Source organism: Methanospirillum lacunae, from assembly GCF_003173355.1.
In the GTDB taxonomy this organism is placed as follows: Archaea; Halobacteriota; Methanomicrobia; order Methanomicrobiales; family Methanospirillaceae; genus Methanospirillum; species Methanospirillum lacunae.
This window is the reverse complement of the sequence record NZ_QGMY01000006.1, coordinates 370640-393824: the sequence shown is the minus strand read 5'-3', so window position 1 is coordinate 393824 and position 23185 is coordinate 370640. Positions and strand designations below refer to the sequence as shown.

General features: G+C 46.6%; 24 protein-coding genes. 7 read left to right on the top strand and 17 right to left on the bottom strand.

Annotation, left to right across the window (positions count from 1 at the left end; translation table 11 throughout):
- Window positions 1-229 precede the first annotated feature (229 nt).
- The 3 genes from DK846_RS07725 to DK846_RS07715 form a co-directional block, all read right to left on the bottom strand.
- Entirely contained in the window at window positions 230-784 is a 555-nt protein-coding gene (locus tag DK846_RS07725) for an archaellin/type IV pilin N-terminal domain-containing protein (protein WP_109968340.1), read from the bottom strand.
- 97 nt (window positions 785-881) lie between these two features.
- A complete protein-coding gene (locus DK846_RS07720; RefSeq protein WP_109968339.1) occupies window positions 882-1973 on the bottom strand; it encodes a HEAT repeat domain-containing protein in 1092 nt (363 codons plus the stop codon).
- Between the two features lie 141 nt (window positions 1974-2114).
- On the bottom strand, window positions 2115-3095 hold the full coding sequence (locus DK846_RS07715) for a hypothetical protein (RefSeq protein ID WP_109968338.1): 981 nt from the start codon (window positions 3093-3095) through the stop codon (window positions 2115-2117).
- Window positions 3096-3552: 457 nt separating this feature from the next.
- Between DK846_RS07715 and DK846_RS07710 the strand changes: the two genes are divergently transcribed.
- Window positions 3553-3951 carry a tetratricopeptide repeat protein gene (locus tag DK846_RS07710; protein ID WP_181391674.1) on the top strand — a complete coding sequence of 133 codons (399 nt, stop codon included), beginning with the start codon at window positions 3553-3555 and terminating at the stop codon, window positions 3949-3951.
- Window positions 3952-3968: 17 nt separating this feature from the next.
- On the opposite strand, the gene DK846_RS07705 is transcribed toward DK846_RS07710, so the two are convergent.
- The gene (locus DK846_RS07705) at window positions 3969-4436 is read right to left on the bottom strand and encodes a DUF5814 domain-containing protein (RefSeq protein ID WP_109968336.1); all 468 of its coding nucleotides are present in this window, start codon (window positions 4434-4436) and stop codon (window positions 3969-3971) included.
- The gene (locus DK846_RS07700) at window positions 4433-5074 is read right to left on the bottom strand and encodes a DUF2150 family protein (protein ID WP_109968335.1); all 642 of its coding nucleotides are present in this window, start codon (window positions 5072-5074) and stop codon (window positions 4433-4435) included. Before DK846_RS07700 ends, DK846_RS07705 begins: the two co-directional genes overlap by 4 nt.
- A gap of 122 nt (window positions 5075-5196) precedes the next feature.
- On the opposite strand from DK846_RS07700, the gene thiI reads away from it, so the two are divergent.
- Window positions 5197-6414, top strand: a complete 1218-nt coding sequence (gene thiI / locus DK846_RS07695) for a tRNA uracil 4-sulfurtransferase ThiI (RefSeq protein ID WP_245926495.1) — start codon at window positions 5197-5199, stop codon at window positions 6412-6414.
- A 32-nt stretch (window positions 6415-6446) separates the two neighbouring features.
- Here thiI and pscS read toward each other — a convergent pair whose 3' ends face one another.
- Complete coding sequence (gene pscS, locus DK846_RS07690; RefSeq protein ID WP_109968334.1) at window positions 6447-7628, bottom strand: O-phospho-L-seryl-tRNA:Cys-tRNA synthase; 1182 nt, start codon at window positions 7626-7628, stop codon at window positions 6447-6449.
- Window positions 7625-7807: a hypothetical protein gene (locus DK846_RS07685; RefSeq protein WP_109968333.1), complete on the bottom strand. Its 183-nt coding sequence runs from the start codon at window positions 7805-7807 to the stop codon at window positions 7625-7627. The genes pscS and DK846_RS07685 overlap by 4 nt, the downstream gene beginning before the upstream one ends.
- Before the next feature lie 130 nt (window positions 7808-7937).
- On the opposite strand from DK846_RS07685, the gene DK846_RS07680 reads away from it, so the two are divergent.
- The gene (locus DK846_RS07680) at window positions 7938-9440 is read left to right on the top strand and encodes an ATP-binding protein (protein WP_109968332.1); all 1503 of its coding nucleotides are present in this window, start codon (window positions 7938-7940) and stop codon (window positions 9438-9440) included.
- A gap of 15 nt (window positions 9441-9455) precedes the next feature.
- On the opposite strand, the gene DK846_RS07675 is transcribed toward DK846_RS07680, so the two are convergent.
- From DK846_RS07675 to argH, 10 genes are all read right to left on the bottom strand, one after another.
- The gene (locus DK846_RS07675) at window positions 9456-10316 is read right to left on the bottom strand and encodes a formate/nitrite transporter family protein (protein WP_109968331.1); all 861 of its coding nucleotides are present in this window, start codon (window positions 10314-10316) and stop codon (window positions 9456-9458) included.
- A gap of 73 nt (window positions 10317-10389) precedes the next feature.
- Complete coding sequence (locus tag DK846_RS07670; protein ID WP_109968330.1) at window positions 10390-12135, bottom strand: DUF2070 family protein; 1746 nt, start codon at window positions 12133-12135, stop codon at window positions 10390-10392.
- 10 nt (window positions 12136-12145) lie between these two features.
- Window positions 12146-13048 (bottom strand): carbohydrate kinase family protein, encoded by a 903-nt coding sequence (locus DK846_RS07665; RefSeq protein ID WP_109968329.1) that lies wholly within the window; start codon window positions 13046-13048, stop codon window positions 12146-12148.
- Window positions 13045-13383, bottom strand: coding sequence for a DUF555 domain-containing protein (locus DK846_RS07660; RefSeq protein ID WP_109968328.1), 339 nt, complete (start codon window positions 13381-13383; stop codon window positions 13045-13047). The genes DK846_RS07665 and DK846_RS07660 overlap by 4 nt, the downstream gene beginning before the upstream one ends.
- A gap of 34 nt (window positions 13384-13417) precedes the next feature.
- The gene (locus DK846_RS07655) at window positions 13418-13945 is read right to left on the bottom strand and encodes a nitroreductase family protein (RefSeq protein ID WP_109968327.1); all 528 of its coding nucleotides are present in this window, start codon (window positions 13943-13945) and stop codon (window positions 13418-13420) included.
- The gene (locus DK846_RS07650) at window positions 13932-14288 is read right to left on the bottom strand and encodes a hypothetical protein (protein WP_109968326.1); all 357 of its coding nucleotides are present in this window, start codon (window positions 14286-14288) and stop codon (window positions 13932-13934) included. The genes DK846_RS07655 and DK846_RS07650 overlap by 14 nt, the downstream gene beginning before the upstream one ends.
- 70 nt (window positions 14289-14358) lie before the next feature.
- Complete coding sequence (locus DK846_RS07645) at window positions 14359-14700, bottom strand: DUF5350 domain-containing protein (RefSeq protein ID WP_109968325.1); 342 nt, start codon at window positions 14698-14700, stop codon at window positions 14359-14361.
- Window positions 14701-14777: 77 nt separating this feature from the next.
- Window positions 14778-16628 (bottom strand): Glu-tRNA(Gln) amidotransferase subunit GatE, encoded by a 1851-nt coding sequence (gene gatE / locus DK846_RS07640; protein WP_109968324.1) that lies wholly within the window; start codon window positions 16626-16628, stop codon window positions 14778-14780.
- Entirely contained in the window at window positions 16625-17869 is a 1245-nt protein-coding gene (gatD, locus tag DK846_RS07635; RefSeq protein ID WP_109968323.1) for a Glu-tRNA(Gln) amidotransferase subunit GatD, read from the bottom strand. The genes gatE and gatD overlap by 4 nt, the downstream gene beginning before the upstream one ends.
- On the bottom strand, window positions 17866-19344 hold the full coding sequence (argH, locus tag DK846_RS07630; RefSeq protein WP_109968322.1) for an argininosuccinate lyase: 1479 nt from the start codon (window positions 19342-19344) through the stop codon (window positions 17866-17868). Before argH ends, gatD begins: the two co-directional genes overlap by 4 nt.
- Window positions 19345-19709: 365 nt before the next feature.
- Here argH and DK846_RS07625 point away from each other — a divergent pair, with 365 nt between their 5' ends.
- From DK846_RS07625 to DK846_RS07610, 4 genes are all read left to right on the top strand, one after another.
- Complete coding sequence (locus tag DK846_RS07625; protein WP_245926494.1) at window positions 19710-20783, top strand: ABC transporter substrate-binding protein; 1074 nt, start codon at window positions 19710-19712, stop codon at window positions 20781-20783.
- Between the two features lie 144 nt (window positions 20784-20927).
- Entirely contained in the window at window positions 20928-21716 is a 789-nt protein-coding gene (locus DK846_RS07620) for an ABC transporter permease (RefSeq protein ID WP_109968321.1), read from the top strand.
- The gene (locus DK846_RS07615) at window positions 21716-22483 is read left to right on the top strand and encodes an ABC transporter ATP-binding protein (protein ID WP_109968320.1); all 768 of its coding nucleotides are present in this window, start codon (window positions 21716-21718) and stop codon (window positions 22481-22483) included. Before DK846_RS07620 ends, DK846_RS07615 begins: the two co-directional genes overlap by 1 nt.
- A 53-nt stretch (window positions 22484-22536) precedes the next feature.
- Complete coding sequence (locus tag DK846_RS07610; RefSeq protein WP_109968319.1) at window positions 22537-23049, top strand: 50S ribosomal protein L16; 513 nt, start codon at window positions 22537-22539, stop codon at window positions 23047-23049.
- Window positions 23050-23185 lie beyond the last annotated feature (136 nt).

Here is a 23185-nt window from a genome sequence, read left to right as displayed (position 1 = left end):
GATTACATGAAATTTGACGGAAAAATAGTCGATTGTCAAATACAGTCTCTCAATCTTTTTTAAGGAAAAAAGATCATGGTTGGGAGGTCAGAATATATCGCCATACATCAAGTACACCAAGCAGTTTCAAGGCAAAATGTAGATTCTTTAATTATTTTAATACTTCTTGTATAGTTCATCTGAATCAAAAAAAGATTGATGATATGAAATAAATTCTGATTCATCCAAATTAGGTAAGAACTGATCCCCCTTGGAATGAATCCGGTAAATGATACGTTACGAATGTAGCTGCACCACTCTTTGGTTTCACTTCAATAGTAAACCACCCTCCTGGTATAGGTCCGTTTACTTGTGCTAATCGGAATGTTCGTTTTTCTCCCGGAAGCATAATAGGGTCACCCTCTACTCCGAATGTTGTTGCTGTTTCTCCTCCTGGTCCACCATAGGTATATTCTCTTACTATCGACGAATCAACAGAGTGTGTATATACAATAATCATATCCCGGAGATCCTGTGCCTGTCCCGTTTCCGGAATTCCCCCTGCAAACCATACTTTATCGAGGCTTGTTCCTGCTCCTCCTAACAAGGAAGCATAAACCCCTCCTTCAATGTATACTGTTGACGATGCCAGTTTGTATCCTGAAGTTGTTGTAGTTTTTGCCTGATCTGAAGCGTAAAAACCAGAACTCATTACACTTATCCCAAACACTGCAGCTACAACTACTAAAGCGATAACGATGATGGCTGCTTCTAGACCACTAAACGCTTCATCTTTTTTCCTCATAACTACCCCCAATCTTTTATTAGTAGTAGGGGTATATTGAAATTTCGATTTTGTTTCAACAATATTTCTATGTACGTTACGAGTAAAATTATTTTATTTATCCCTCTTTTACAAATATTCTCACTGCATTATCTGGATCATTCATACATCTCATTAGAACTTGTTGAATTTCCTTTGATGTTCCAATTTTTTTTACCGCTCTAATGGCTCGAATCTTAACTCCAGAATCTGGATCATTTGTTGCCTGAATAAGGTAGGGCATAATTCTGCTATCTCCAATCCTTCCAAGTGTCTTTACCACTTCACGACGGACATAAACAGATTCATCTGAAAGCATTCGTATTATGATATCTGTATCTGGTAAATCCGGAGATAATCTAAAGGAAATTGCGATTCCCATCCTTATTCTCCAATCAGGATTAGAAATATGCTTAATCATTTCAGGTATGGAAATATTACCCAAATGACCTAAAACTTCAGCAGCAGATTCTCTTACATATCGATCATCATCGCCAAGTTTTTCAATTAGTGGCTTTATTGCTTTAGGTGAATGAGTTTTTCCTAGTGCCTCCACAGCACATCGCCTGATATATGGACTTTCGTCTTGAAGTGTTCTAATTAACGGAAAAATTGTCCTTTCATCATTAAGGGATGATAATGCGGATATTGCTTCTTCCCGGATATTTTCATCATGTGAATTGAGGGCGGAAATAATTACATCAAAATCTCCCTTTATATTTCCCACATTGTTCCGGTTTTTATCTTCGATATCAGTACTCCGCTCAAGCAGATCTAGAATAACTGCCTCAACAAGACGCTGATCTTTTACATATAATAAAAAAACCACGAATGCAGCCAAATCAATCCCTGTATACAGGATTACAAAAAGTGGAGGAAAGGTATACCCAAAAATATTGGCCAGTACCCAGAATACAAAAAGTGAGGCTAGGATCACCATAACCAGTTTTACTCCTGATTTTGGATACCAGAGGGCCAGAAGAATTATTGGAATTAGGTAAAGATGGGGGATAAATACGTATACAAATCGAAACCCCGCATAGGGGCTAAAATATAAAAAATATATTGTAGTAAAAAATGATAAAAGAGCAAATAACGCAATTGTTATTAATTTTCCAATCTCAATTATATGCCGGTTTCCATGGATATATTGAATAATTAGATTATTCATGTGGCTTCACCTTGAGTCGGACTTTATGTATATATGATACCGATTGTATGAAATCCCTCTTATTGATCTTATTATCATTAACTTATTAAATAGCGTCAACTAAAAAAATTGAAATATTGTGGGATCTCTTTATATCTATAATTAAATTTCCCCAAATATACTCATCCTCGCTTCCTTCTCGTACTCTTCCTGCATTTTCATGGCGTTCTGCTGATGTTCACTTGTATCCCAAAAATAATATTTCTCTATCTGCATCAGTTTTATCCAGCGGTTCGTGATCTCCTCTATGAAATTATATATCGTTGGGTATGTTTCTGCTCTTGGGTTTTCACAGGTTTGGGCAACTTTGAGTTCTTTGATGATATTTACCATCGCATCCCCAACAAGTTTTGTCTGGTACCAGGGATTCTTCTGCCACCGGTGAGTCAGCATCTCCATGAGATTGAGATTCTTGAACTTCTTCATCTCCGGAATGTTGATCATCGGATTGAGTTTCATCTCACTCATCACTTCACCAAGCAGAAGATCACGACCATAAAACATGCCGTTGTGCATGACAAAGTACCTTCTTGGGATGAAATCCTTGAATGAAACGAGATCATGCATGTCACGCATACTCTCTTTCATCAGGAAATAGACCTGAGCGTTGCGCATTACCGGACAAAGTTTTGAGACCACGATGTTCGCCATCAACGTCCAAGGTAGTTCACTCAAGGTCTCGTGAAACAGCATATACAGATAAAACATCAGTTTCTTTTTGATCCAGAAATCAAGATGCCGGGTTTTTTCATCTTTAAGGACATCAAGGTAGATCTGCTCCATTCCCACCGTAGCCGATTTTCCATCAAATGAAAGAACACGGTATCCTGAGTTTTTCGCAGCAATACCTTTGAGAAGGAGTTTTATTGCGTTTTGTGCAATAACAAAATCCTTCAGCATTCCGATCTGCTGATTCGAAAAAACGATGACATTCCGTCCGGATTGAAACGAATACTGATCAAGTAAAAGGCCTTTCTTTGGAGCATCCTGTTTCCGTTGAAGATGTATCCGTGTATCCAGTTGATCCTCTACATGATCGAGGAGAGACTGAAGAGAAGAAGATATCTCGTATTTATTCTCCATGAGCTTAAATTGATCTTGATGATACTATTATATATGAGTATCATTTTGCTGGATTAAAAAAATTCGTCAATATGACTATGTGAAATTAATAATTCCTGCCTGAATCAGGCTTTTTCTGATTTCTATCTGGTTCTCTTTTACCTCTGTAATCAAGGTTTTATCAAGACCATGCGGTATGCCTTTTACTTCGTTAAGAGTATCATGTAATTCGAACATTTCTTTTAGTAGAATAAAAGTTTCTAAAATCTTTATAGACCTGGAAAAATTTGAGATCTGAATGTTATAGGATAATGAACAGGATTTTAGTTCTACAATTGCATATTTGTTTTGACTAACCAAGGCACCATCTCGATTGGGAGGAAATAGTGAGATCCTAATTATGGATTTTTTTGGGGATTTTCCCCATATTCTCAAATACTCCCAAGACAAGTATGATATACGCGAATCAGGTGAACTGATGGCTGAAAATACCACCAAAAAGCTCCTGAGCAAACGGGATGAACTCCTCAATAAGGCGGATGCACTGGCTCTTGAGGCTGATCAACTCTCATATCAGGGAAAATACGAAGAGGCAGTCGAGCGGTATGATCAGGCTCTTGCCATATATCCTTCAAATCCGGATCTCTGGGCATTCAAAGCAATCACCCTCTCAGGTGGCCTTGGAAGAAATGAAGAAGCATATGAATGTTGGGAGCGGGCAAAAAAACTGGATCATGTCCTTGCTGATGCAATCGCTGTAACCGGATCAGAAGTCGCCGCAGTCCAAGAGAAGGATCTGACTGACTTCAAAGGCAGCACAGCTGAGCGGATTAGAAACCTTGTCAAGCAGCAGGCAATTGACAAGAAAAATAGATAAATATTTTTTTGGGATAACTATCCTAAAATCGGAATCCCTTTTTCTATTGCTTCAATGTGATCTTCGGTTCTTATCTGAACCTGGCGAATCTGGGTCTGCTCTGCAACATCCCGGATTGCTTCAAGCAGATGAACTGATTCTTCGAGATAACTGAGGATATCAGCAGCATATATCTCTATACCGTACTCTTCTAAAATGAATTCACTTATCTGCCGGTGATCTAGCCCGGACTCACGCAGTTCGATGATCTCAATAGCAAACTTCCGCTCTGGACACCCACAGTTCGGGCTTTCTCTGCATTTGCAGTTTACAAAGGCTTTTAAAAAAGCCATAATCTGTTCACGGGTGGGGCGATCAAAACCGTCGTAGGGGATTGAGAATAATGCCTCAATCACGGCCCCATGAAAGGCTCCTTCAGGCAACCGGTATCCTACTAATCTTCCAAGCTGCCTGTGATACCGCAGACGTGCCCGTGATGCAATCACGAACTTTCGCCTGCTTCCTCGTCAAAGTTTTTCAGGGTTGCTAGTGCTTCGTTGATGGTCTCAACTTCAATAAGCCATTCATCGAACATCCCAGGATCATCACTTTCCTTGATATAACGTCCACAGCATGACTTCCCATTGATGACATTTGCACCGATGATAGCCGCTACTTCCAGAATTTCTTCCATCTGCTCTTCATCTATGGACTTTCCTTTCTTCACAAGTGCTTTGATATCCTCGTCAAATCCACCTTCCAGGAACTTTCTCGTAGCTGCAAAGAGCACGAGCATTGAGAACTGAAGTGAAGCAATAACCTCTTCAAGATCCCCTTCAACAGTTTGGTTCAAGACGATCTCTTCCACGTCACTAATCCGTTGAAGAGATTCTTCCTTGGTAAACCGGTTGTTCTGGTAGAGTTTTACAATCTTCAGTACCTCGATACAGATGTCCTGGTTAAAACTTGAGAGCAACTGAAATCCTTCAGGCATCTCATCATCATCTGCACTACCCTCAAAATCAGCCTCGCTGAGTGCTTTGAGCCAATTCTCCCAGCGCTCCTGGCTGTAGAATATATAAAAGAGCTTCAGCGGCGCTTCATCCTGAGCAGAGGCAGCGTCCTTCTTCTTTTTTGGAGCCATTACGTACACCTGACCGTCTGATCGTATAGTCTTTGTTCCTGATCAAAGGGTCTGACCATCTTCTTTATCTCCGGGATGATTAGCCTTTTCATGACACAAACTACCTAACACGGGTAGCGCCAATGTATGAGCATTCAATGGAGAATGGAAAGTCCGGCGCTGTTATGATCCGCTTTGGCGAACTCTTTCTGAAGAGTGAGCCGGTCAGGCGACAGTTCATGAAGGTGCTCATCGGCAATATCAGATCGGCTCTTTCAAGTCATGAAATCGAATACTCTCTCGTGGACAACCGGAGTCGTATCATTGTTTGTTCTAAAACTCCTGAAGCAATGATTCCTCTCCTGAGCCACATCTTTGGCATAGTGGATATTGCCCCTGCTCTTCTGACTGATTCATCGCTGCCTGCTCTTTGTGATGCTGCCGGGAAACTTGCATCCAGAAATCTAAAACCGGGAATGAGTTTTGCAATCCGAGCACGGCGTGATCAGGTTCCAGGTTTCACCAGTCAGGAACTTGGAGCAGAAGCCGGTGGAGCAGTACTTGAATCAGTACCTGGAGTACGGGTTGATCTCACTCATCCAGACTATGAGGTTTATCTTGAAGCCCGGAAAGAGGGTGGACTAGCATATGATATCCGGATACCAGGTCCTGGCGGGTTGCCATACGGTACCCAGGGATCTGTTCTATCCCTGATATCCGCAGGAATTGACTCTCCAGTTGCAAGTTGGATGATGATGAAGCGGGGTGTAAAGGTTAGTTTCCTGTATATTGACACTGGTACATGGGCAGGTTGTGATTGCACTGATAATGTCCTTCGCAATCTTGCTGCTCTTTCATCATGGGTTCCGGGAATCAGCCTTTCCCTGCATATTGTCCATGCCCAGCCATTGTATGATCTGCTCATGAATGACTGTGAGCCTCGTTATCGGTGTGTTCTCTGTAAACGTGGAATGCTTATGCTTGCTGAAACGTTTGCAGCACAGCGGAAAATTCAGGCAATAGTGACCGGTGATAATCTCGGTCAGGTTGCAACCCAGACTCTTCAGAATATTGTGACAATATCATCTTCAGTGGCTATCCCAGTCCTACGGCCACTCATTGGATATGATAAAGAAGATATTATTTCGCTAGCGAGAAAAATCGGGACCTTCACCAATAATCCAGGTAACACCTCCTGTGGTGTTGTTCCATCAAAACCTGCAACCGCAGCAGATAGTTCTTTGATTGGAGATCTTGAGGAGCGATTACACATGAGATCCATAATACCCTCACTTCTGGATAACCGGGAGAAAGTCATCGCACTGAACGGAAAAATTCTGTCCGAGTTCTCTAAAAATTAAAAAAATGAAGCCAGGTATTTGCGCAGACTAAACTATGTCTGTACCGATAATCCATCCTCTTTTGCTATCTCCACAAACATATCCCCTACATATTGTGCCTGTTCCTCAGTGAGCCCGTATGGGTTAAATTTCCAGACCTTAGTCGACCCTGCAATGATCCCGGTTATTCCCCTCTCACGTAAAGCACTAAGTAAAAAGAATCCTTTCTTCTTGTGGGTCTTTGCAATCTTATCAAACGATTCGGTTGTATTCATCCTGGTGAGCGGGTGTTTGCGCGGGTACTCACTCATCACCTTTGTGCCATCAATTGAACAAAGAGCATCAACAATCTGATTACACCGCTTCAGATGTTGGTCAAACTGATTTACTCGCTCCCTGACATGTGGGAATGAAGCCATCATTCCGACTGATGTAACACCCATCAGCGTGCATCCCATCATCTCGACTTCCTTGACTCCAAATGTTCTGCCTGTGATGTCACCTTTTGCTTGTGTGGTCCTGAAGAGTTTATCTGCCCACTCTGAAGTAGTGGCAAGCATACCTGATGGCGCTGGAGCAGCCATGCTTTTGTGCCCAGAACCCACGAGAAAATCAGCACCGATCTTTTTCCCATCTACCGGCATGATCCCAACTGTATATGCTCCGTTACACAAAACTGGCACATCATACTGGTGGGCAACCTTTACGATCTCCTGTACTGGATGGAGATTACCAAACTGGTAATCCACCTCTTCTACGTACAGAAGAGACGGGGGTCTCCCGGTTGATCGGGTGATCTCCTCAATCCTCACAGCCACGGTATCAGCAGTGATTATTTGTGAATCATCTGGTGGAACCTCATGGGGAATGCCTCCTGCCTGTTCGACAGAGAGAAATTCGGTATAATGCGAAAAGGCTGTTAGGAGTACCGGATCTCCTTTGTTTACAACAGTACCTGCAACTGCCTGAAATCCGCGTCTGGCTCCCGGCACAAGCCTCGCAACATCCATGTTGACAAAAGTAGCGAGATCGTCATGGAACTTTGCGAGAGGTGGTTTTTTGATACAATCCAGTCTGAAAGGTTTTTCGCAGTTATCACATACCGAGTACCCGTCACCGTATGCGAGAACTGCCTTCATGGCGTCGACAGTAAGTCTCCCCCCTGCCTGAATCGGATCCAGGTTGATATAGAGTTCTTCTATGAGCCTGGTGTCAATCCCGTCACCACAGTTCATGATACCAGTTCCTCTTTCAGAATATTGATCTGTTTCTCAAGTTTTTCCAGAGTTTTTGCTGTTTTTGCCTTCTGATCTGCTGATAACCGGTGGTGGGGAGCGGTCTCCCGAAGCACACCTCTAATCTCACAAAGCAGGAACAACCCTTGAAATACTGCCTCTGCTACTCTTCTTGACATATTGGAAACCGGGCAACAGCCCCCTCACGTGGATATACAATGTGACGAATATTGTTATCTACCTGCTCTCCTTTCCTCGGACCATGATGATTCCATATGGTCTTATCAGGAAGAACCTGTATCAGTACGTATGAGCAGTGGCAGGTTGCTGGACAACAGGCTCACCGGTACCAGTGTTCTTCATTATGTCTTCCGGACCCCGGCTGCCTCCCCAATGAGTATTGGAGATCTGGTTGTGGTTGATGACCAGCAGAACCGGGCACGCTTTTTTGCACGAATAACGGGCATTGGTCATGATGAGCAGTCATGTACTGGTGATTCTCTAGACGATACTTCGCTGGTAATTTCAGCGTACCCGATAGGATGTATCGGAGTGGATGGGGTCTTCAGGCGTCCCAGAATTATGCCATCTCGGTATTCTCCTGTAAGAACACTAGCCCCCGAGGATATCACCTATCTGAACAGGTTTATGGGTGAGATCGAGGTCGGTCTTGTCGTCAGCGGTCAGCAACCGATCCCTGAACTTCCGGTACGGATACCAGCCAAAGTTCTCTCACAACACATGGGTGTTTTTGCCACTACCGGTATGGGAAAAAGTAATTATATGAAGGTCTTCTGTGCTTCATCTATTTCAGCGCGGTTATTTGGGCTTCTTATCATTGACCCGCATGGGGAGTATGCGGCAGGAATGAGTTCTGATTATGAGAGTCGTGGACTGCTTCATCACCATGATGCAGATACAGGTCTCTCTGTCTTCTCTATTCAGAATGAGAATGTCAGGACTGAACTTGATATGAAACAACTTTTGATCAGCCATGATGACATGGATATTACTGATCTGACACTTCTCTTTGATCTTCTTCCATCAGAACGTGAAGTCATGAACCTTCTCACCCCGTTCCCTGGTCATGACATAATCGATTTTTTCATGAACGAAGACGTTGAGTCACTCCCTTCACATGTCAAAACGACTGCACACATCGGTGATCACCAGGATATTGCCCAGCGTGTTAGAAGTGCAAACCCTGACGCACTCCGGGTGGTTCAGCGCCAGATTCAAACTCTTGTAGATATCTCCTCTGCCTTTCTGCACAAAACTACGTCATCTATCCCTGATATCATTGAAGACCTTCTGGCAAACAAGGTGGTATTGATCGATATTCCCCGTATGAGTGAGGTTGCAGAATTATTCCTCCTCTCTGTTATCTCACGGGCAGTACTGCATAAGTACAAAAATATTGTTCAATCTGGTCGAGCTGGTGAGGATGAACCGCACCGTGTACTTCTGACAATTGAAGAAGCACAGCGGGTGCTTTCTATGGAATCAGAGAAGACTGGAATATTCAGGCAGATAGCAATGGAAGGAAGAAAATTCGGTGTAGGTTTGTGTGCAGTTACTCAGCAGCCAAAAAATATTGATCCTCGTGTTCTTGCCCAGATGAATACATTTGTGATCATGGGACTTGCAGACCGTCAGGACAGGGAAACTATTGCATCATCTGCAAAACATGATCTTCGGGTTCTGGATCTGGAGATTCAAACCCTTGATCGCGGTGATGCGATCATCTCAACGATTGGTATCCCATTTCCGGTCAGTTGCCATGTTCACCGGTATGAGGATTATATTGAATGAATATGTGGGGTCAGTTTACCCCTCAAGTTCTTTTTTAAACGAAAGCCAGTACAACAGTCCTACGAAGAACAGACCACCGATGAGGTTTCCAAGAGAGGCCGGGATCAGGTTATTCCACATGGTGCTCCACCCAAGATTTGTAATCCCCGGCCCTACCTGTGCGACCTGAAGTGGTGAAAGATCTCCTGCGGTTAGAAGCCCTGCAGGGATCAGGTACATGTTCGTCACAACATGATCAAGGCCACTTGCCATCATTGCCATAACAGGGAACCAGATTCCCACTATTTTCCCTATGACATCATCAGCACATAACGCGAGGAGAACTCCAAGGTTCACAAGCCATCCGGCAGCAAGAGAGCCTAAGAATAGAGAAAAGAATCCCCCTAGTCCCATTACGCTACACTTTACAGTGGCAATGCTTACTGTGGAAATACCTGCTGCCGTTGCGCTGGTAAGCCCGGATGAATCAGTGAATGTCAAAGGTCCTGCTGTCATAATCGCAGCGAAAAAGAAAGCTCCAATGAAATTTCCTGCCCACGCCAATCCCCAGAGGCGAACAACCATCAGCCAGGATATCTGGTTTCTGCAGGCCGCAAGCGGCGCCAGCATTGCATCTCCTGTGAAGAGCTCTGCACCGGTCAGGACAGTCAGGATCACACCGAGAGGAAAGACTGCCCCTCCAATGAATCTGACCATCCCTGAGCCTAGTGTCAATTCCATACCGGTTGTGACAACGACCATCAGAGCTGCCCCCATCCCAATGTACGCTCCTGACATTGCAGACCTGAGCAGAAGATTCCATGCCGGGAGTTGAGCCTTATAGGCACCGAGATCAGATCCTGCCGGAAGGATGGATATAGGTGGATGATAACTCATTATCTCCTCCCTGACTGACAAATCATCATGCTGAGTTGGATATGTATGTTCATATTCACTTCCTCCCTGGCAATCAGGAGAGAGCCATGTATGCTATAACTGATAGGACCACAGCCAGTAGAAGCATTCCCCCACTGATGGGAATGACATAAATCAGGATTGTATTTACAATACTTGCGAGCTGGGCAATAGAGTCTGAACCAAAGATCACTACACCTTCGCATGAGGCGGTACTACCTGCCGCTTTTGCAGGTGAAAGATCCTCAAGTGCCTTGATAACACCATCGTCAATGTATGGCATTAGTGCAGTGGGAGGGACACGCAGGCCAACCGGATTCTTTCCTGATATTGTATTCACGACATGCGTGTCAGTGGTCATAATTTCCGCTTCGTTGACCATGGTAAGGACTTCATCCCTGATTTCCTCACGTGCTCCAGATGCCATATTATTGCCATCAAGGAGAATATATGCAGTTTTTTGACCACTGACTTCAATGATCAGAACCTGAAGGCCAATATCACCAATGCCTGATGTCCGTCCATATGGGAGAGGGATGTGAGCATATCCCACCGAGAGAGCAGATGTCTGCATTACCTCCCACTGATCAAAGGCGTGACATGCAGCAGTGAAATACTCATGTGCTGTCTTTGTTCCGGGTCTGATAGATGCGATCTCATCGCCGATGCAGTTGTGAGCATCAACAAATCCAATGTGAGGGGTCATCCGGTGTCCTTCACACAAAATTGAATGACCGATACAGAAGTCGAGATCTTCAGTCTTGTCAGGGGAGCGTGTACTGACCATCAGGAGAGCGTTTCCGATCCTCTGATACAGAAGTGAGACTGTCCCTTCGATAATCCGGGTAGATTTACAAGCAACACCGGTATACTCAAGGTGGGTTCGTGTTTTGTTGACGGCATCAACCAGTTTTTGAATCTCTGACTCAGAGACGAGATTAAAGTCATGGGTTGCACACCCGTGTGCTACCATTACTTCCTCATCGAACTGCTCTCGCAGTATTGCGGGGAGGTTTCCGCCACCGATCTCCCCCATTGGCCCGGGATGAACGTTTGGAATTGTAAAGATGAGGTCCTGCTTTCCTTCGCGCCTGAAGAATATACTCACCTGTGGGACAAATGCCTCTTCTCCAATCCTGCGGAAGAAATCCTCCATACTTCGGGACCCGTCTGTCAGATGTGCAATAAATGCGTTAAGAAACTCAAGCCCCCTGATCCTGAATGCACGGTATAACGGCCTGTCAATAAGCCATATCAGGATGGCAAACCCTGTTCCAAAGAGGAGAAACAGGATCGGGGCAAGCGTCAAAAATGGCTGGGGAAAGATGAACAGGCCGCCTACGTAACCGGTAAGGCTCTGGATGAGCGCTGGCAGTATCACCCGGTTCATCCGGTAATCTGCGATGGAAACTAGGGTCAAAAGTCTGATCCCAAAGATGAATCCCAGTGCTATTGCAAAGATGAGGGCCAGAAATTCCCTGAGTGCTATAAGGCCAATCAGTGTAATGAGCGTAGAGAAAAGGGTGCATGATACCGCGAGCAGTGCGCTTCGGTTCCACGTCATCTGCCTGCCAATCATGGTGATCAGAGGCCGGGTTGTTATGAGTGCGACAAGTCCGGGTATGATAAAACAGAAAAATCCAAAGAAGCGGTACTGAGGTGAGAGACGCCATGATATTGCCTCAATGAGTAGTCCTAGAAGAACAAGAATGATAATTGATTTTGGCCATCCAGGTGCTGTAAAGATGTACCGGGACATCGATTCTATCTTAACCGCGCTCTCTGTCCTCCCCTGTTGCATACTCCTCCGTTCAGGAACGTCTCGGTCCTTGTGGTTCAGATAACTGACCGAATGTGTCGGTATACCTATCTTTCATGCGTGCCCGGTCTGCAAGTGCTGTCTGGCATCCTACATGTTCCACAACAAATGAAGCAGTGATTGTTCCGATCTTTGCTGATGTGATTGTATCATATCCTTCGGCATAGGCAGTCAGAAACCCGGCTCGAAAACCATCTCCTGCCCCTGTAGGGTCCACACATGGTACAGTCACTGCAGGAATGGTGGTGGTATTACCCTGCTCTGTGATTTGGCATCCTTCTGAACTTCTCGTCTCGATCGCGATTGGGACCTGTTTTATCAGATCTTCATGAGAAATTCCAAGCGTTTTGCACATCCCGCTGTATTCATGATGGTTTGCTATCAGAATGTCGATATTCTCAAGGATCACCTGCAGGTGTTCCCTGGTGTACCTATGTATATCCTGGCCAGGATCAAAACTCGCAAATTCTGCTTTTTCTGCAACTCTTACATTGAATGCAGGATCTGCTGTAGCCATATGAACAAACTCAAGTTTTGGTGCCTGTTCAGTTTCAAATGCCCGTGATGCTCCCCACTCAAAGAAGGTCATCTGCGCGCCTTGAGGATCAGTGAACATGAATGCGGTGGCTGTGTTCGCCGTTGGAATCACGAAAAAGCGCTTGTCAATTTTCAGACTGTCCATCCATCTGTCATACTCGCTTCCGGCAAATTCACCACCCACCGCACTGATGAGAGCAACTTCACCTCCGAGTACCGATATCCCGGCTGCGATGTTTGCAGCTCCCCCTCCAAAGAAAACCTTTCGTTCAAGAACTGATGCAGATGCATTGGGTGATGGCAGATGGGATACCTTGCAGATATGATCAACTGCAGTATGTCCAACGACCTCTATCATAACTCCTGCACTTCCACGATCTCAAGTGGTACATCACGCAGAGCCTTCCCAATAACTGATCGTGCAATCCTCCCAGCATGCTCTGATGAATCGGCCTTGAAAACTTTCATTTCCATCCGCATTCCCACAAGAGCAGTCCGTGCAATGAGTAATGCACAAGGGAGTTCTTCGTCGCAGGACGGGCAGGCTATCACTCCTGCTTCGACATCCACAAACTTGGCGGTGGGATTGAGTCTCTTTCCTGCTTCACTGATCGCAATTCCGATCGCGTCATCAACTGATTTGACGTCTTTGATGACCCATGCCGATTCCAGCACTACCAGATAATCTGTCATTCCTTCTCACTATAGACGGGCCCCGGCATGCCGGTTACCACTCGTCCTGATGTATATGTTCCTGCACGTCCCTACGTGCAGGTGATATTGCTGCCTCGGCTCCATATCCGAGTGCGAGCAGTGTGACTGGTCTGATGTGGTTTGGAAGTTTAAGGATATCCCGCACCTGGTCATCATCAAACCCTGCAGTCCAGCAGGTTGCAAGACCCGCAGCATGGGCGCCGAGCATCAGATAGGTAGCAACGATCGATGCCTCTTCGAGCGCATAAAGTATCCCCCTTTCACTGTACCGTGCCATGGATCTCACATAGTTTGCACAGACCACGAGGACTACAGGTGCATGTGCAATGTGTTCCTGATTCAATGCTGCATCTGAAAGAAATTCACGCACTGAAGGATCTCGTACAACAACAATATCCCATGACTCTACATTACCAGCCGATGGCGCTCTTGCTCCCAGTTTCAGTATCGTTTCAAGAAGTTCAGGCTCTATCTCCCGATCCTCGTATTGTCTGACCGAAGATCTGCCTGAAAGAAACTGTCCGAAATCAGATAAATTCATGTTTTTCTAGTTCCTGCCAGGAGTGCTGTGCCACTGTTGTGGCAGCGCTGATGGAAGATCCAATCTGCCTGACTGCACCGTCAAAGTCATTGCTTTCAACAAGACTGATGGCTCCGTTCAGGGCGTCAATTGCCCTTTGAAAGTCAGGGAGATTTGTCGAACGAAGTGCGAACTGAAGTTCCATTCGTACTGACTCGAGGCACTGCTGGACAATCTTTCTGCCACCTGCCCGTTCAGCATCTTTCAGACCTGACAGAACAGTGATCAGCTGTGAAGCGATCATCAGTTCTGACTTGGATCGCTCCCCGTACTGAAACGCAGATACTGCAAGTTTCTTATCCATAGTACTTACTGTCCTGCAGACTTAATGTAGCCTGCCAGCGGTGGTAGAAAAAAGGGTTCTGATATTCAGGTTATTTAGAACGGGTTTTTGGTCCGAGCATTGAGACCTTTGGTCTGGTGATCCTGCGGCGGGCAGCCATGGTCCTGAGATCCTGTGGCTGTCCCGGGCTTGAACGTCCTCCGCGACCGCCGCGTCCTCCACGACCTCCACGTCCTGCTGGTGCTGCGCCTCCTCTTCCGTCACGGCCACGTCCGCGGCTGGCATTGCGCTCAAGTTTCTTGAGTGCAGCCTGCGCTTTGAAACGCTGGTTCGGCCCTGGCTTCTTGGCTGCTGCTTCTTTTCTGGGAACAAGTCTAATCTGACCTTTACTCCCTTTTACCTGATTCCATTCTGTTGTGCCTGTCTTGCCCATTCAGATCACCTATAAAATGCCTATACTATTGCTGGTTCTCATCAATTAAAGGTTATTCATATTCTTGTCTTACTGCCTTATACATTCAGAACTTTTGCAATGGCAGCCTGGAGTGCCTGACTCACTGCTTTTCCGTCAACAGACCCCCTGACCTCTTTCATGACAACGCCCATCAGTGGGCCAGCAGCAGATGCTCCCTTCTCCCTGACAAATCCGATCCTTTCTTCAACAACTCGCTTTACAATTCCATCAAGATCTGATGCAGAGACTGCTGGTGCAAGGGTCGAAAGAGCTTCCTCAAGATTTTTTCCTTCGGCAATGGCAGTCAGTAATGATGGCATTGCTTCCTTGGCAGCCTTACCTTCCTGAATCGCGTTCAGAACATTCCTGATTGAAACATCACTCACTGCATCAACATTCACTCCATCTCTGCTCAGTTCTCGCAGTGTTGAATTGAATGCACGTTCAGCAATACTCGCCTTGATACCGGCAGTTACAGCCTCTTCAAAAGCAAGTGATCGCTCTGAGTATGCAATCTGTCTGGCTACTTCTCTGTCAAACCTGTAATCACGCATGTACCGTTCGATTTTATCAATGAGGAGTTCTGGAAGGTTCAATTTCTCCCAGTCCTCATTTGTGATCCTGACTGGAAGCACATCTGTCTCGGGGTACATGCGCGCAGCACCCGGGAGAGGACGCATGTAAGCTGTGGATCCCTCGTCAAGCATTTTTCGTGTTTCCTTGGGAATACCCTCAAATGCGAGGTTTGCGCGCCTGATAATCTGCTTGATTGCACACCTGCATTTTTCTGGTGTGTCTGCAACGATGATCACACAGTCATCAACCTTTGCTGAAAGGGCGCTCTTAAGCGTTTTTACTTCTTCTTCCGTAACACCGTAGGCTGGTAGTTCATCGGTATGGAAGAGACCGCCGACACCACATTTCTTAGCGTAATCAGACATCTCGCTGCCAAGACGTCTTCCCGGCTGGATCTCTCTGCCTACAAGTCCTGCAAACCCATTGAGTCTGATGGCAAGGATCTTCTTTGCTTTCTTCAGAATCTTACTCCCACTCTCTTTGAAGAGATGTGTCACGTCAACCGGTTCAGTCTCAACTGTTGCCCCACGGGCAATGAGTTCGTCCCTGATTGCAAGAAGTTCAACCTGACGTCTCACTTCACGCCTGACAACTTCAGCGAGGAGGTCGAGCTCCTGGACTCCCTTGATCTCAACACGGCCTCCGTCACGGATCGAGACATTGACATCCTGCCTGATGGTTCCGATACCCCTCTTTACCCGTCCGGTTGATCTGAGATACATTCCAATAAGTGCTGCAGTCTCCTGAACTGCCTCCGGAGTGTGCAGGCAGGGTGCAGTTGTAATCTCGATCAGAGGGATGCCGAGACGATCTAATGAGAAAGTTGCATCTTCAAGCCGCTGGGCTGCTTCCTCCTCGAGACAGACAGTCTCGATAATCGATCCCGATGGAAGGTGCCCATGTAATGCAACAAGGGCTGTCCGCTGAAACCCTGATGTATTGGATCCATCGATGACAAGTTTGCGCATCGTGTGGATCTCAGGAACCGGTGACATGCCGGTGAGTTTAGCAATTGTCAGAACGATATCCAGAGCTTCCCTGTTAAGTGGGGTTGGTGGCTCCTCATCATTCTCAACCAGGCAGGTACTATCATACTGAAGGTACCGAAAACGCCTGACCTGCATCATCTCTTCTTCGGCTGCGCGGTCAAGTTCTCCAAGTTCTGATCTGGTTGCCCGCAGATACCGGAAGAATTCGCCACTCGCTTCGTCTGCCTCCCGTATTGTCGTAGGACACCGGCAGAACAGTTTTGTTTTTGTATTGAGCTGCTGGTGGATCTCCAAACCAGCAATGAGGCCGAGTCCTTCGTAATCTGTTGGTAATTGAGTCATGCTACAGACCTCCTGTCAATCTCACCAACCAGACTCTCCTGGATCATCTCCCTCGCCTGTTCAGGGGATGTGGCATTTCCCAGTACCCACATGAGTTTTACCAGTGCAGCTTCGGGCAGCATATCCTCTCCTTCGATAACACCAATCGAGAGGAGATCCCGGCCAGTGTCGTATACCCGGTCACAGACTCTCCCGTTCAGGCATTGTGACGTCATGACAACCGTCATTCCGTCTCTGATCAGGTCAGAAAGTCGCTCGATAAATCGGCTACTTACATGTCCAAGGCCGGTTCCGGAAAGAACAATTCCTTTGTATCCGGTATAGGCTGAAAGGATTGCTGGATCCATGCCCGGATAATACGTAATGAGTGCACACTGCTCTTCCAGGTTATCCGCGAGGGTAAGGCTCCGGCTCCCTCTTTTCATTGCTTCCGGTGAGAGGGAGACGGTGAGATCAGGATATGCTACAATTCCGATGGGATGAGTCCCATGACTCTGAAATGCATCACGCCTGGAGGTGTGCATCTTTCTGACCCGGGTTCCACGGTGAATGGCACAAATATCATCGCTGGTGTTTGCGTGCATGACGACTGCCACTTCTCCGAGTTCAGAGATAGCAGTTTTTGCAGCGCAAAGACCGTTCATCAGGTTATCACTGCTTGGTCTGTCTGCAGATCTCTGAGAGCCAACAAAGATGATTGGAACCGGTGTCTGAACCATGAAACTGATCGCGGCTGCACTGTATGCCATGGTATCAGTTCCATGTGTAACAATTACTCCTTCTGCGCCCCCTTTGATCTCCTCATAAATTGCCCTGGCAAGTTGTTGCCAGATCGCTGGAGTCATATTTTCAGACAGGATATTGCAGAGTTGGATGGCCCGGAACCGGGCTATTGATGCGAGGCCAGGTATTGCGTGGAGGATATCGGTAGCCCTGAACTGGCTGGTAACAGCACCTGTCCGGTAATCGATCTTGCTTGCGATCGTTCCTCCGGTTGATACAATTGTAACCTGGGGCAGATTCTGATTCTGTTCTGCTTCTGCAGGTTCAGCAGATTCCATAATTTCTGGCCTGGAAATGAGTGAACAATCTCCTTCAGGGACCCCGATGTTATATCCTGATTCCAGTTTTACAACAGCCATCCCATCGCGGCAGGTGATAAATGATCCTTCCGTCTTGGATTCCCCTATTCTGCAATTTACCAGATCCCCGGTTACAAACGTACTCTCTTTTGTACTCATGACTCTGCTATCCTCTTCGCTTCCTTGATGAGGCGGGATATCGCCTCTTCTACTCTTGACACTCTTTCAATGAGTTCAGTCTCATCGTCTGCCAGTACCCTTTCCCGTTCAATAATTGCTTGTTCTGTTGCCGAGTGAGCCGGACCACCCGGCCATCTTCTGATATTTACTCCGACAGCAGGGTCCAGAGCAGTATCTATAATTATCTGGGTGAGACCGCGGGATGAGAGACTGACCCCGGTCACTTCAATGGCTGCTTCATCAAGGGTATTCAGATCCATTGTTCCCTTACGAACTGCATGACCAACGATATGATGTGCAGTTCTAAATGGAATATCAAACTCTCTCACTAACTGATCCGCAACCTCAGTTGCCGTTGAAAAGCCTTTTCCTGCCTCTTCTGCCATCCGTTCAGTCTCAAACCGGGCAGTCCTTATCATTCCGGCTAACAGATCGATATCACGCCTGATTCCGGTGATGCCCCTCCAGAGGTGGGGGTTCAGATCCTGCAGGTCGCGATTATATGACATGGGGAGACCTTTGGTGATCGTGATTGCTGACACGAACTCCCCCAGGAGGCTTCCTGCTCGTGATCTGAGGATCTCAGCAACGTCAGGATTCTTCTTTTGAGGCATGATAGAACTGGTTGAGCAGTATATCTCATTCAAATCAACAAATCTTACAAAGGCAGAACTCCATATAACGAGTTCCTCACAAAACCGGGAAAGGGTGGTGAGGAGGATCGTATCAGCAGCAAGAATCTCCCCTGCTGTATCACGTCCGGCGACAGCATCCATGGTGTTCAGAACAATACCGTCAAAACCGAGAAGGTCTGCTGTCATCTTCCGATCAATAGGATATCCGGTTGATGCAAAAGCAGCAGCACCTAACGGAGACAGGTTCACCCGTGCAAGTGAATCTGACAGGCGGGAGAAATCACGCCCAAATGCCTGCTCATAAGCAAGGAGATGATGAGCCAGCGTAGTGGGCTGGGCATGCTGAAGATGAGTAAATCCCGGCATGATTGTATCACGAAATTCACGTGCACGAGTGATGAGTACTCTACGGAGCCTGATGAGGGCATGAAGCTGATCAAATATCTCACTCCGTGTTTTGATCCTGATACAGGTGGCAACCTCGTCGTTACGTGATCTCCCGATGTGTAGTCTTCCTCCTGCCTCTGAGCCGGCCTCTCTGGTAAGCCCGGATTCGATCCCTGCGTGAATGTCTTCATACTGCTCGTCAAATGCATCGGTTGGGACACCTTCCTGGTACATCCTAAGCAGAGGCTTCATCAGGGCTGATGCTATCTCCTCTGTGACAATTTTCTGCCTGACAAGCATGAGGAGATGTGCCATATCAACCAGGAGGTCCGGTTCTGCAATGAACCGGTCTGCTTCCATTGATGAGAGGAACGATTCAATATCATGTGTCCTCTCTCCCCCGAGACGGCCCTGTCTTATCACATCCTTCATCTGGTTATCCTCTGTAATGTGTGCAGTTAGCCTTCAACGATGGCTCGGCCCTAAAAAAAATCCTACGATGATGATTACGTGCCATAAAATAACCAGTATCCTTCCTTACAATACGCCGTCCGTACTTCAAATTAGTTATCGTATTGCTCTCAAAGAGTTGGGCACAAGATTAAGAACTCCTTTCAAATGGAATCCCTTCATGCTCTGAATCAATACTCATTTGATCACTCTTTCCTCCACTCATGCTTTTAAAGGTAAATTTGTCGTAACAAATTGCCCTTATGGTGCAAATCATTCTGGTTTATCGGGAATTCCAACGACGATTTTAAGTCTCTGTCCATCCCAGATTTGTGCAACAGGAGTGTATGATGAAGCGAACATTCGCCCTTCTCGTCGTTCTTGCTCTTATGGCAGGAATGGTATTCCTCTGCGGCTGCACTTCAGCACCGCAGAAGAATGAAACAGCAGCAAAAGAAACAACCGCTCCGGTAAAGGCTGATACCACCCAGGCACCTGCAAAGGCAGCACAGTCAGGACCGAAGACGGTCCTGAATATCGGGTACCAGCCAAGTACTCACCAGATGGCATTCATGACAGCCTACAGTAAAGGCATGTACAATGAGTCCCTATCTGCAGCAGGCATCAAAGAAGTAAAACCATTCAACTTCCCGACTGGTGCCCCGGAGATGCAGGCAATGCTCGCTGGTGATCTTGATTTCGCCTATACCGGTTCAGCTCCGTTCGTGACTGCTGTTGCCACCGGTCTGGATGCTAAGATTATTGGAGCCGTACAGACCCAGGGATCTGATCTGGTACTGCGTAACGGTCTGAACTATACAAAGCCGTCTGACCTGAAAGGCCTCAAGATCGCAACATTCCCCGCAGGAACCATTCAGGATACCATCCTTCGGACCTGGCTGAAAGAACAGGGTCTTGATGACACCAAGGATGTCGAGATCGTAGCAATGGGGCCAGGAGATGCAACTACCGCAATCATCGCTGGTAAAGTTGATGCTGCGTTCCTTCCGGCACCTTCCCCGACAACTGTTGAGGATGCAGGAGCGGGCAAGATCATTGTTCACTCTGGACAGATGGCTCCAGGTCATGCATGCTGTGTCCTTGTGGCAAGCGGTGACATGATTCGAAATCACCCGGATATTGTCCAGGCAGTACTCTCTGTTCACCAGAATGCAACAGAATTCAACAAGAAGAACAGTGCAGAAGCAGCCGGGTACATGGCATCAATGACCGGTATGAATGCCTCAACCATCACACGCTCACTTAAGGAGTGGGATGGGGAGTGGGTTTCTGATCCAGAAATCATCACCAAGTCTGTTGCAGGGTATGCAACTGAGCAGCAGGCTCTCGGATACATCAAGAAAAATGTAACCGAACAGGATCTCTTTGACACCAGTTTCTGGAAAAAGATCACCCAGTAATGAGGACCGGGTTAAGGGCACTAAAGTCAAATGACATTTAGGTCTTTACCCATACTTTTTCCTGCTCTTTTCTGTAACATATAATCAAAGATCTCATGACCTGACTTCAGGTCGTGTCATCATCAGAATAATTGAGATATTGGTATGGGTACAAACACATCGCCAGGGAAACGTTCACCAGTCTGGCTGGTGATCTCGCTCGCAGCTGCAATCATCTTCTGGCAGGTAGTTGCAGATTATGTCGTCAGGAACAAGTTCATACTGCCTTCTGCTACTGACACTTTTGCGGCTTTTCTCCAGCTTTGGGCAGGTGGAACAATATGGGTGGATATCTGGACCAGCCTGATGCATTTTGCCATTGGTCTTTTTCTTGCCCTTGCAATCGGGGTTCCGATCGGTATTTGTATCGGGTGGTTTGAGAAGGTCAACCGGTTGCTTGATCCCCTTATTGAAATCATCCGTCCGATTCCACCTCTTGCCTGGATCCCGTTTGCTATTGTATGGTTCGGGCTCACTGATTTCTCCGCGGGTTTTGTCATATTTATCGGGTCCGTTTTTCCAATTCTTATCAATACATATGAGGGATTCAGAAGTGTTCCAAGAGTCTTTGTAGAAGCTGGAAGAATGCTTGGCTGCACCAGTAGCCTCTCTCTTATCAGGTACATAGCTCTCCCAGCCGCACTGCCTCATCTTGCTGCGGGTTTCAGAATAGCATCTGGTGTAGCATGGATGTGCCTAGTAGCAGCAGAGATGTTTGGAGTATCCCGGTTTGGGCTTGGTCAGAAGATCTGGTGGTATTACAATCTTCACCAGATGGACAGTGTTCTTGTATACATGTTACTTCTCGGGTTCATTGGTCTCTTTATCGATTATCTCTTCAGATATGGGATTGACCACAGTCTTCTACGCTGGCGTGTCGGGGAGGTAAACTAATGGGAAACGTCGAGATATCAGAGATAACAAGGCAGTTCACCCGTGATGACGGACTCTCTGTCCAGGCTATCGGTGGTGTCAGCCTTTCAATCGCTGATGATGAATTTGTCTCGTTTGTAGGTCCTTCGGGTTGTGGGAAGACCACCCTTTTGAGAATCATTGCGGGGCTGGATCAGGCCACTTCTGGTTCTGTACTGGTTGATGGCAACCAGATTTCTGGTCCGAGTCCCAGGGTCGGGATGGTGTTTCAGGAGTACTCGCTCTTCCCCTGGCGAAATATTCTTGATAATGTGGCATTTGGGCCGGAGATGCGTGGACTCTCAAAGGTTAAACGGTATGAACTTGCGCGCAAGTACATATCACTTGTTGGCCTCAACCAGTTTGAGAAGAGTTACCCCTATGAACTCTCAGGAGGAATGCGCCAACGTGTTGCTATTGCCCGTGCACTTGCAAATGATCCTGATCTGCTCCTTATGGATGAACCGTTTGGAGCACTAGATGCACAGACCCGAAATAAGATGCAGTCTGAACTCCTGGATATCTGGGGAAGATCAAAGAAGACGATCCTCTTTGTCACACATAGTGTGGATGAAGCTGTCTTCCTCTCTGACAGGATTGTAGTAATGAGTCCAAGACCGGGGAAGATTCGTTCAGTCGTCAAGGTAACAATCCCACGCCCAAGGGATCGGACTGCACCGGAGTTTGGGAACCTGAGGCGTGATGTCCTTGGCCTTATCGAGGAACAGTCTCGTCAGGCAAATGATTAATAGGAATTTTGTCCATTTACTAAAGCACATATACCACTGAGGAGATACGTCCGATGGTCAGAAAGCCAAACTGCATGTACAGGAAACTCGCAAAGAAGGCGTACACCCGTAAGGAATACATGGGTGGTATCCCTGGTATCAAGGTTGTTCAATTCGATATGGGCAACCTTACCGCCGAGTTTCCGATGTCTGTCCACCTAATCGTGGATGAGAGTTGCCAGATACGCCACTCTGCTCTTGAAGCAGCACGTATGAGCATAAACAGGAAGTTGAACAAGGACCTTGGAAGGAGCAACTATCATCTGAAGCTGCGCACCTATCCACACCATGTCCTGCGTGAGAACAAGCAGGCAACCGGGGCAGGTGCAGACCGTGTTTCACAGGGTATGCGCTTAGCTTTTGGAAAGGCTGTCGGAACTGCAGCACGTGTGATTCCAGGCCAGAAGATCTACACCTGTTACGCAAATCCGCAGAACATTGAAAAAGTAAAGGATGCCCTCCGTCATGGTGGCCACAAGCTCCCGTCCCCGACTCACCTTGAGATCGATATCAAGGACGAAGCCTGAATAATTTATCCATACATGAGCTGATCTTTTTGATCGGCTTCTTTCTCTTTGTTCTTTTAATTACATACGAACAGCGTATGCGGTTTGTATTTCTCCTGAGTAATTCAGGATCTGGTTTTCATAGTTTTGTGGATTT

Bases quoted from the DNA above. Each gene is read 5' to 3' on its own strand.
- DK846_RS07725 (WP_109968340.1), bottom strand. From the start codon at position 784: ATGAGGAAAAAAGATGAAGCGTTTAGTGGTCTAGAAGCAGCCATCATC.
- DK846_RS07720 (WP_109968339.1), bottom strand. From the start codon at position 1,973: ATGAATAATCTAATTATTCAATATATCCATGGAAACCGGCATATAATT.
- DK846_RS07715 (WP_109968338.1), bottom strand. From the start codon at position 3,095: ATGGAGAATAAATACGAGATATCTTCTTCTCTTCAGTCTCTCCTCGAT.
- DK846_RS07710 (WP_181391674.1), top strand. From the start codon at position 3,553: ATGGCTGAAAATACCACCAAAAAGCTCCTGAGCAAACGGGATGAACTC.
- DK846_RS07700 (WP_109968335.1), bottom strand. From the start codon at position 5,074: ATGGCTCCAAAAAAGAAGAAGGACGCTGCCTCTGCTCAGGATGAAGCG.
- thiI (WP_245926495.1), top strand. From the start codon at position 5,197: ATGTATGAGCATTCAATGGAGAATGGAAAGTCCGGCGCTGTTATGATC.
- pscS (WP_109968334.1), bottom strand. From the start codon at position 7,628: ATGAACTGTGGTGACGGGATTGACACCAGGCTCATAGAAGAACTCTAT.
- DK846_RS07685 (WP_109968333.1), bottom strand. From the start codon at position 7,807: ATGTCAAGAAGAGTAGCAGAGGCAGTATTTCAAGGGTTGTTCCTGCTT.
- DK846_RS07680 (WP_109968332.1), top strand. From the start codon at position 7,938: ATGAGCAGTGGCAGGTTGCTGGACAACAGGCTCACCGGTACCAGTGTT.
- DK846_RS07675 (WP_109968331.1), bottom strand. From the start codon at position 10,316: ATGAGTTATCATCCACCTATATCCATCCTTCCGGCAGGATCTGATCTC.
- DK846_RS07670 (WP_109968330.1), bottom strand. From the start codon at position 12,135: ATGCAACAGGGGAGGACAGAGAGCGCGGTTAAGATAGAATCGATGTCC.
- DK846_RS07665 (WP_109968329.1), bottom strand. From the start codon at position 13,048: ATGATAGAGGTCGTTGGACATACTGCAGTTGATCATATCTGCAAGGTA.
- DK846_RS07660 (WP_109968328.1), bottom strand. From the start codon at position 13,383: ATGACAGATTATCTGGTAGTGCTGGAATCGGCATGGGTCATCAAAGAC.
- DK846_RS07655 (WP_109968327.1), bottom strand. From the start codon at position 13,945: ATGAATTTATCTGATTTCGGACAGTTTCTTTCAGGCAGATCTTCGGTC.
- DK846_RS07650 (WP_109968326.1), bottom strand. From the start codon at position 14,288: ATGGATAAGAAACTTGCAGTATCTGCGTTTCAGTACGGGGAGCGATCC.
- DK846_RS07645 (WP_109968325.1), bottom strand. From the start codon at position 14,700: ATGGGCAAGACAGGCACAACAGAATGGAATCAGGTAAAAGGGAGTAAA.
- gatE (WP_109968324.1), bottom strand. From the start codon at position 16,628: ATGACTCAATTACCAACAGATTACGAAGGACTCGGCCTCATTGCTGGT.
- gatD (WP_109968323.1), bottom strand. From the start codon at position 17,869: ATGAGTACAAAAGAGAGTACGTTTGTAACCGGGGATCTGGTAAATTGC.
- argH (WP_109968322.1), bottom strand. From the start codon at position 19,344: ATGAAGGATGTGATAAGACAGGGCCGTCTCGGGGGAGAGAGGACACAT.
- DK846_RS07625 (WP_245926494.1), top strand. From the start codon at position 19,710: ATGATGAAGCGAACATTCGCCCTTCTCGTCGTTCTTGCTCTTATGGCA.
- DK846_RS07620 (WP_109968321.1), top strand. From the start codon at position 20,928: ATGGGTACAAACACATCGCCAGGGAAACGTTCACCAGTCTGGCTGGTG.
- DK846_RS07615 (WP_109968320.1), top strand. From the start codon at position 21,716: ATGGGAAACGTCGAGATATCAGAGATAACAAGGCAGTTCACCCGTGAT.
- DK846_RS07610 (WP_109968319.1), top strand. From the start codon at position 22,537: ATGGTCAGAAAGCCAAACTGCATGTACAGGAAACTCGCAAAGAAGGCG.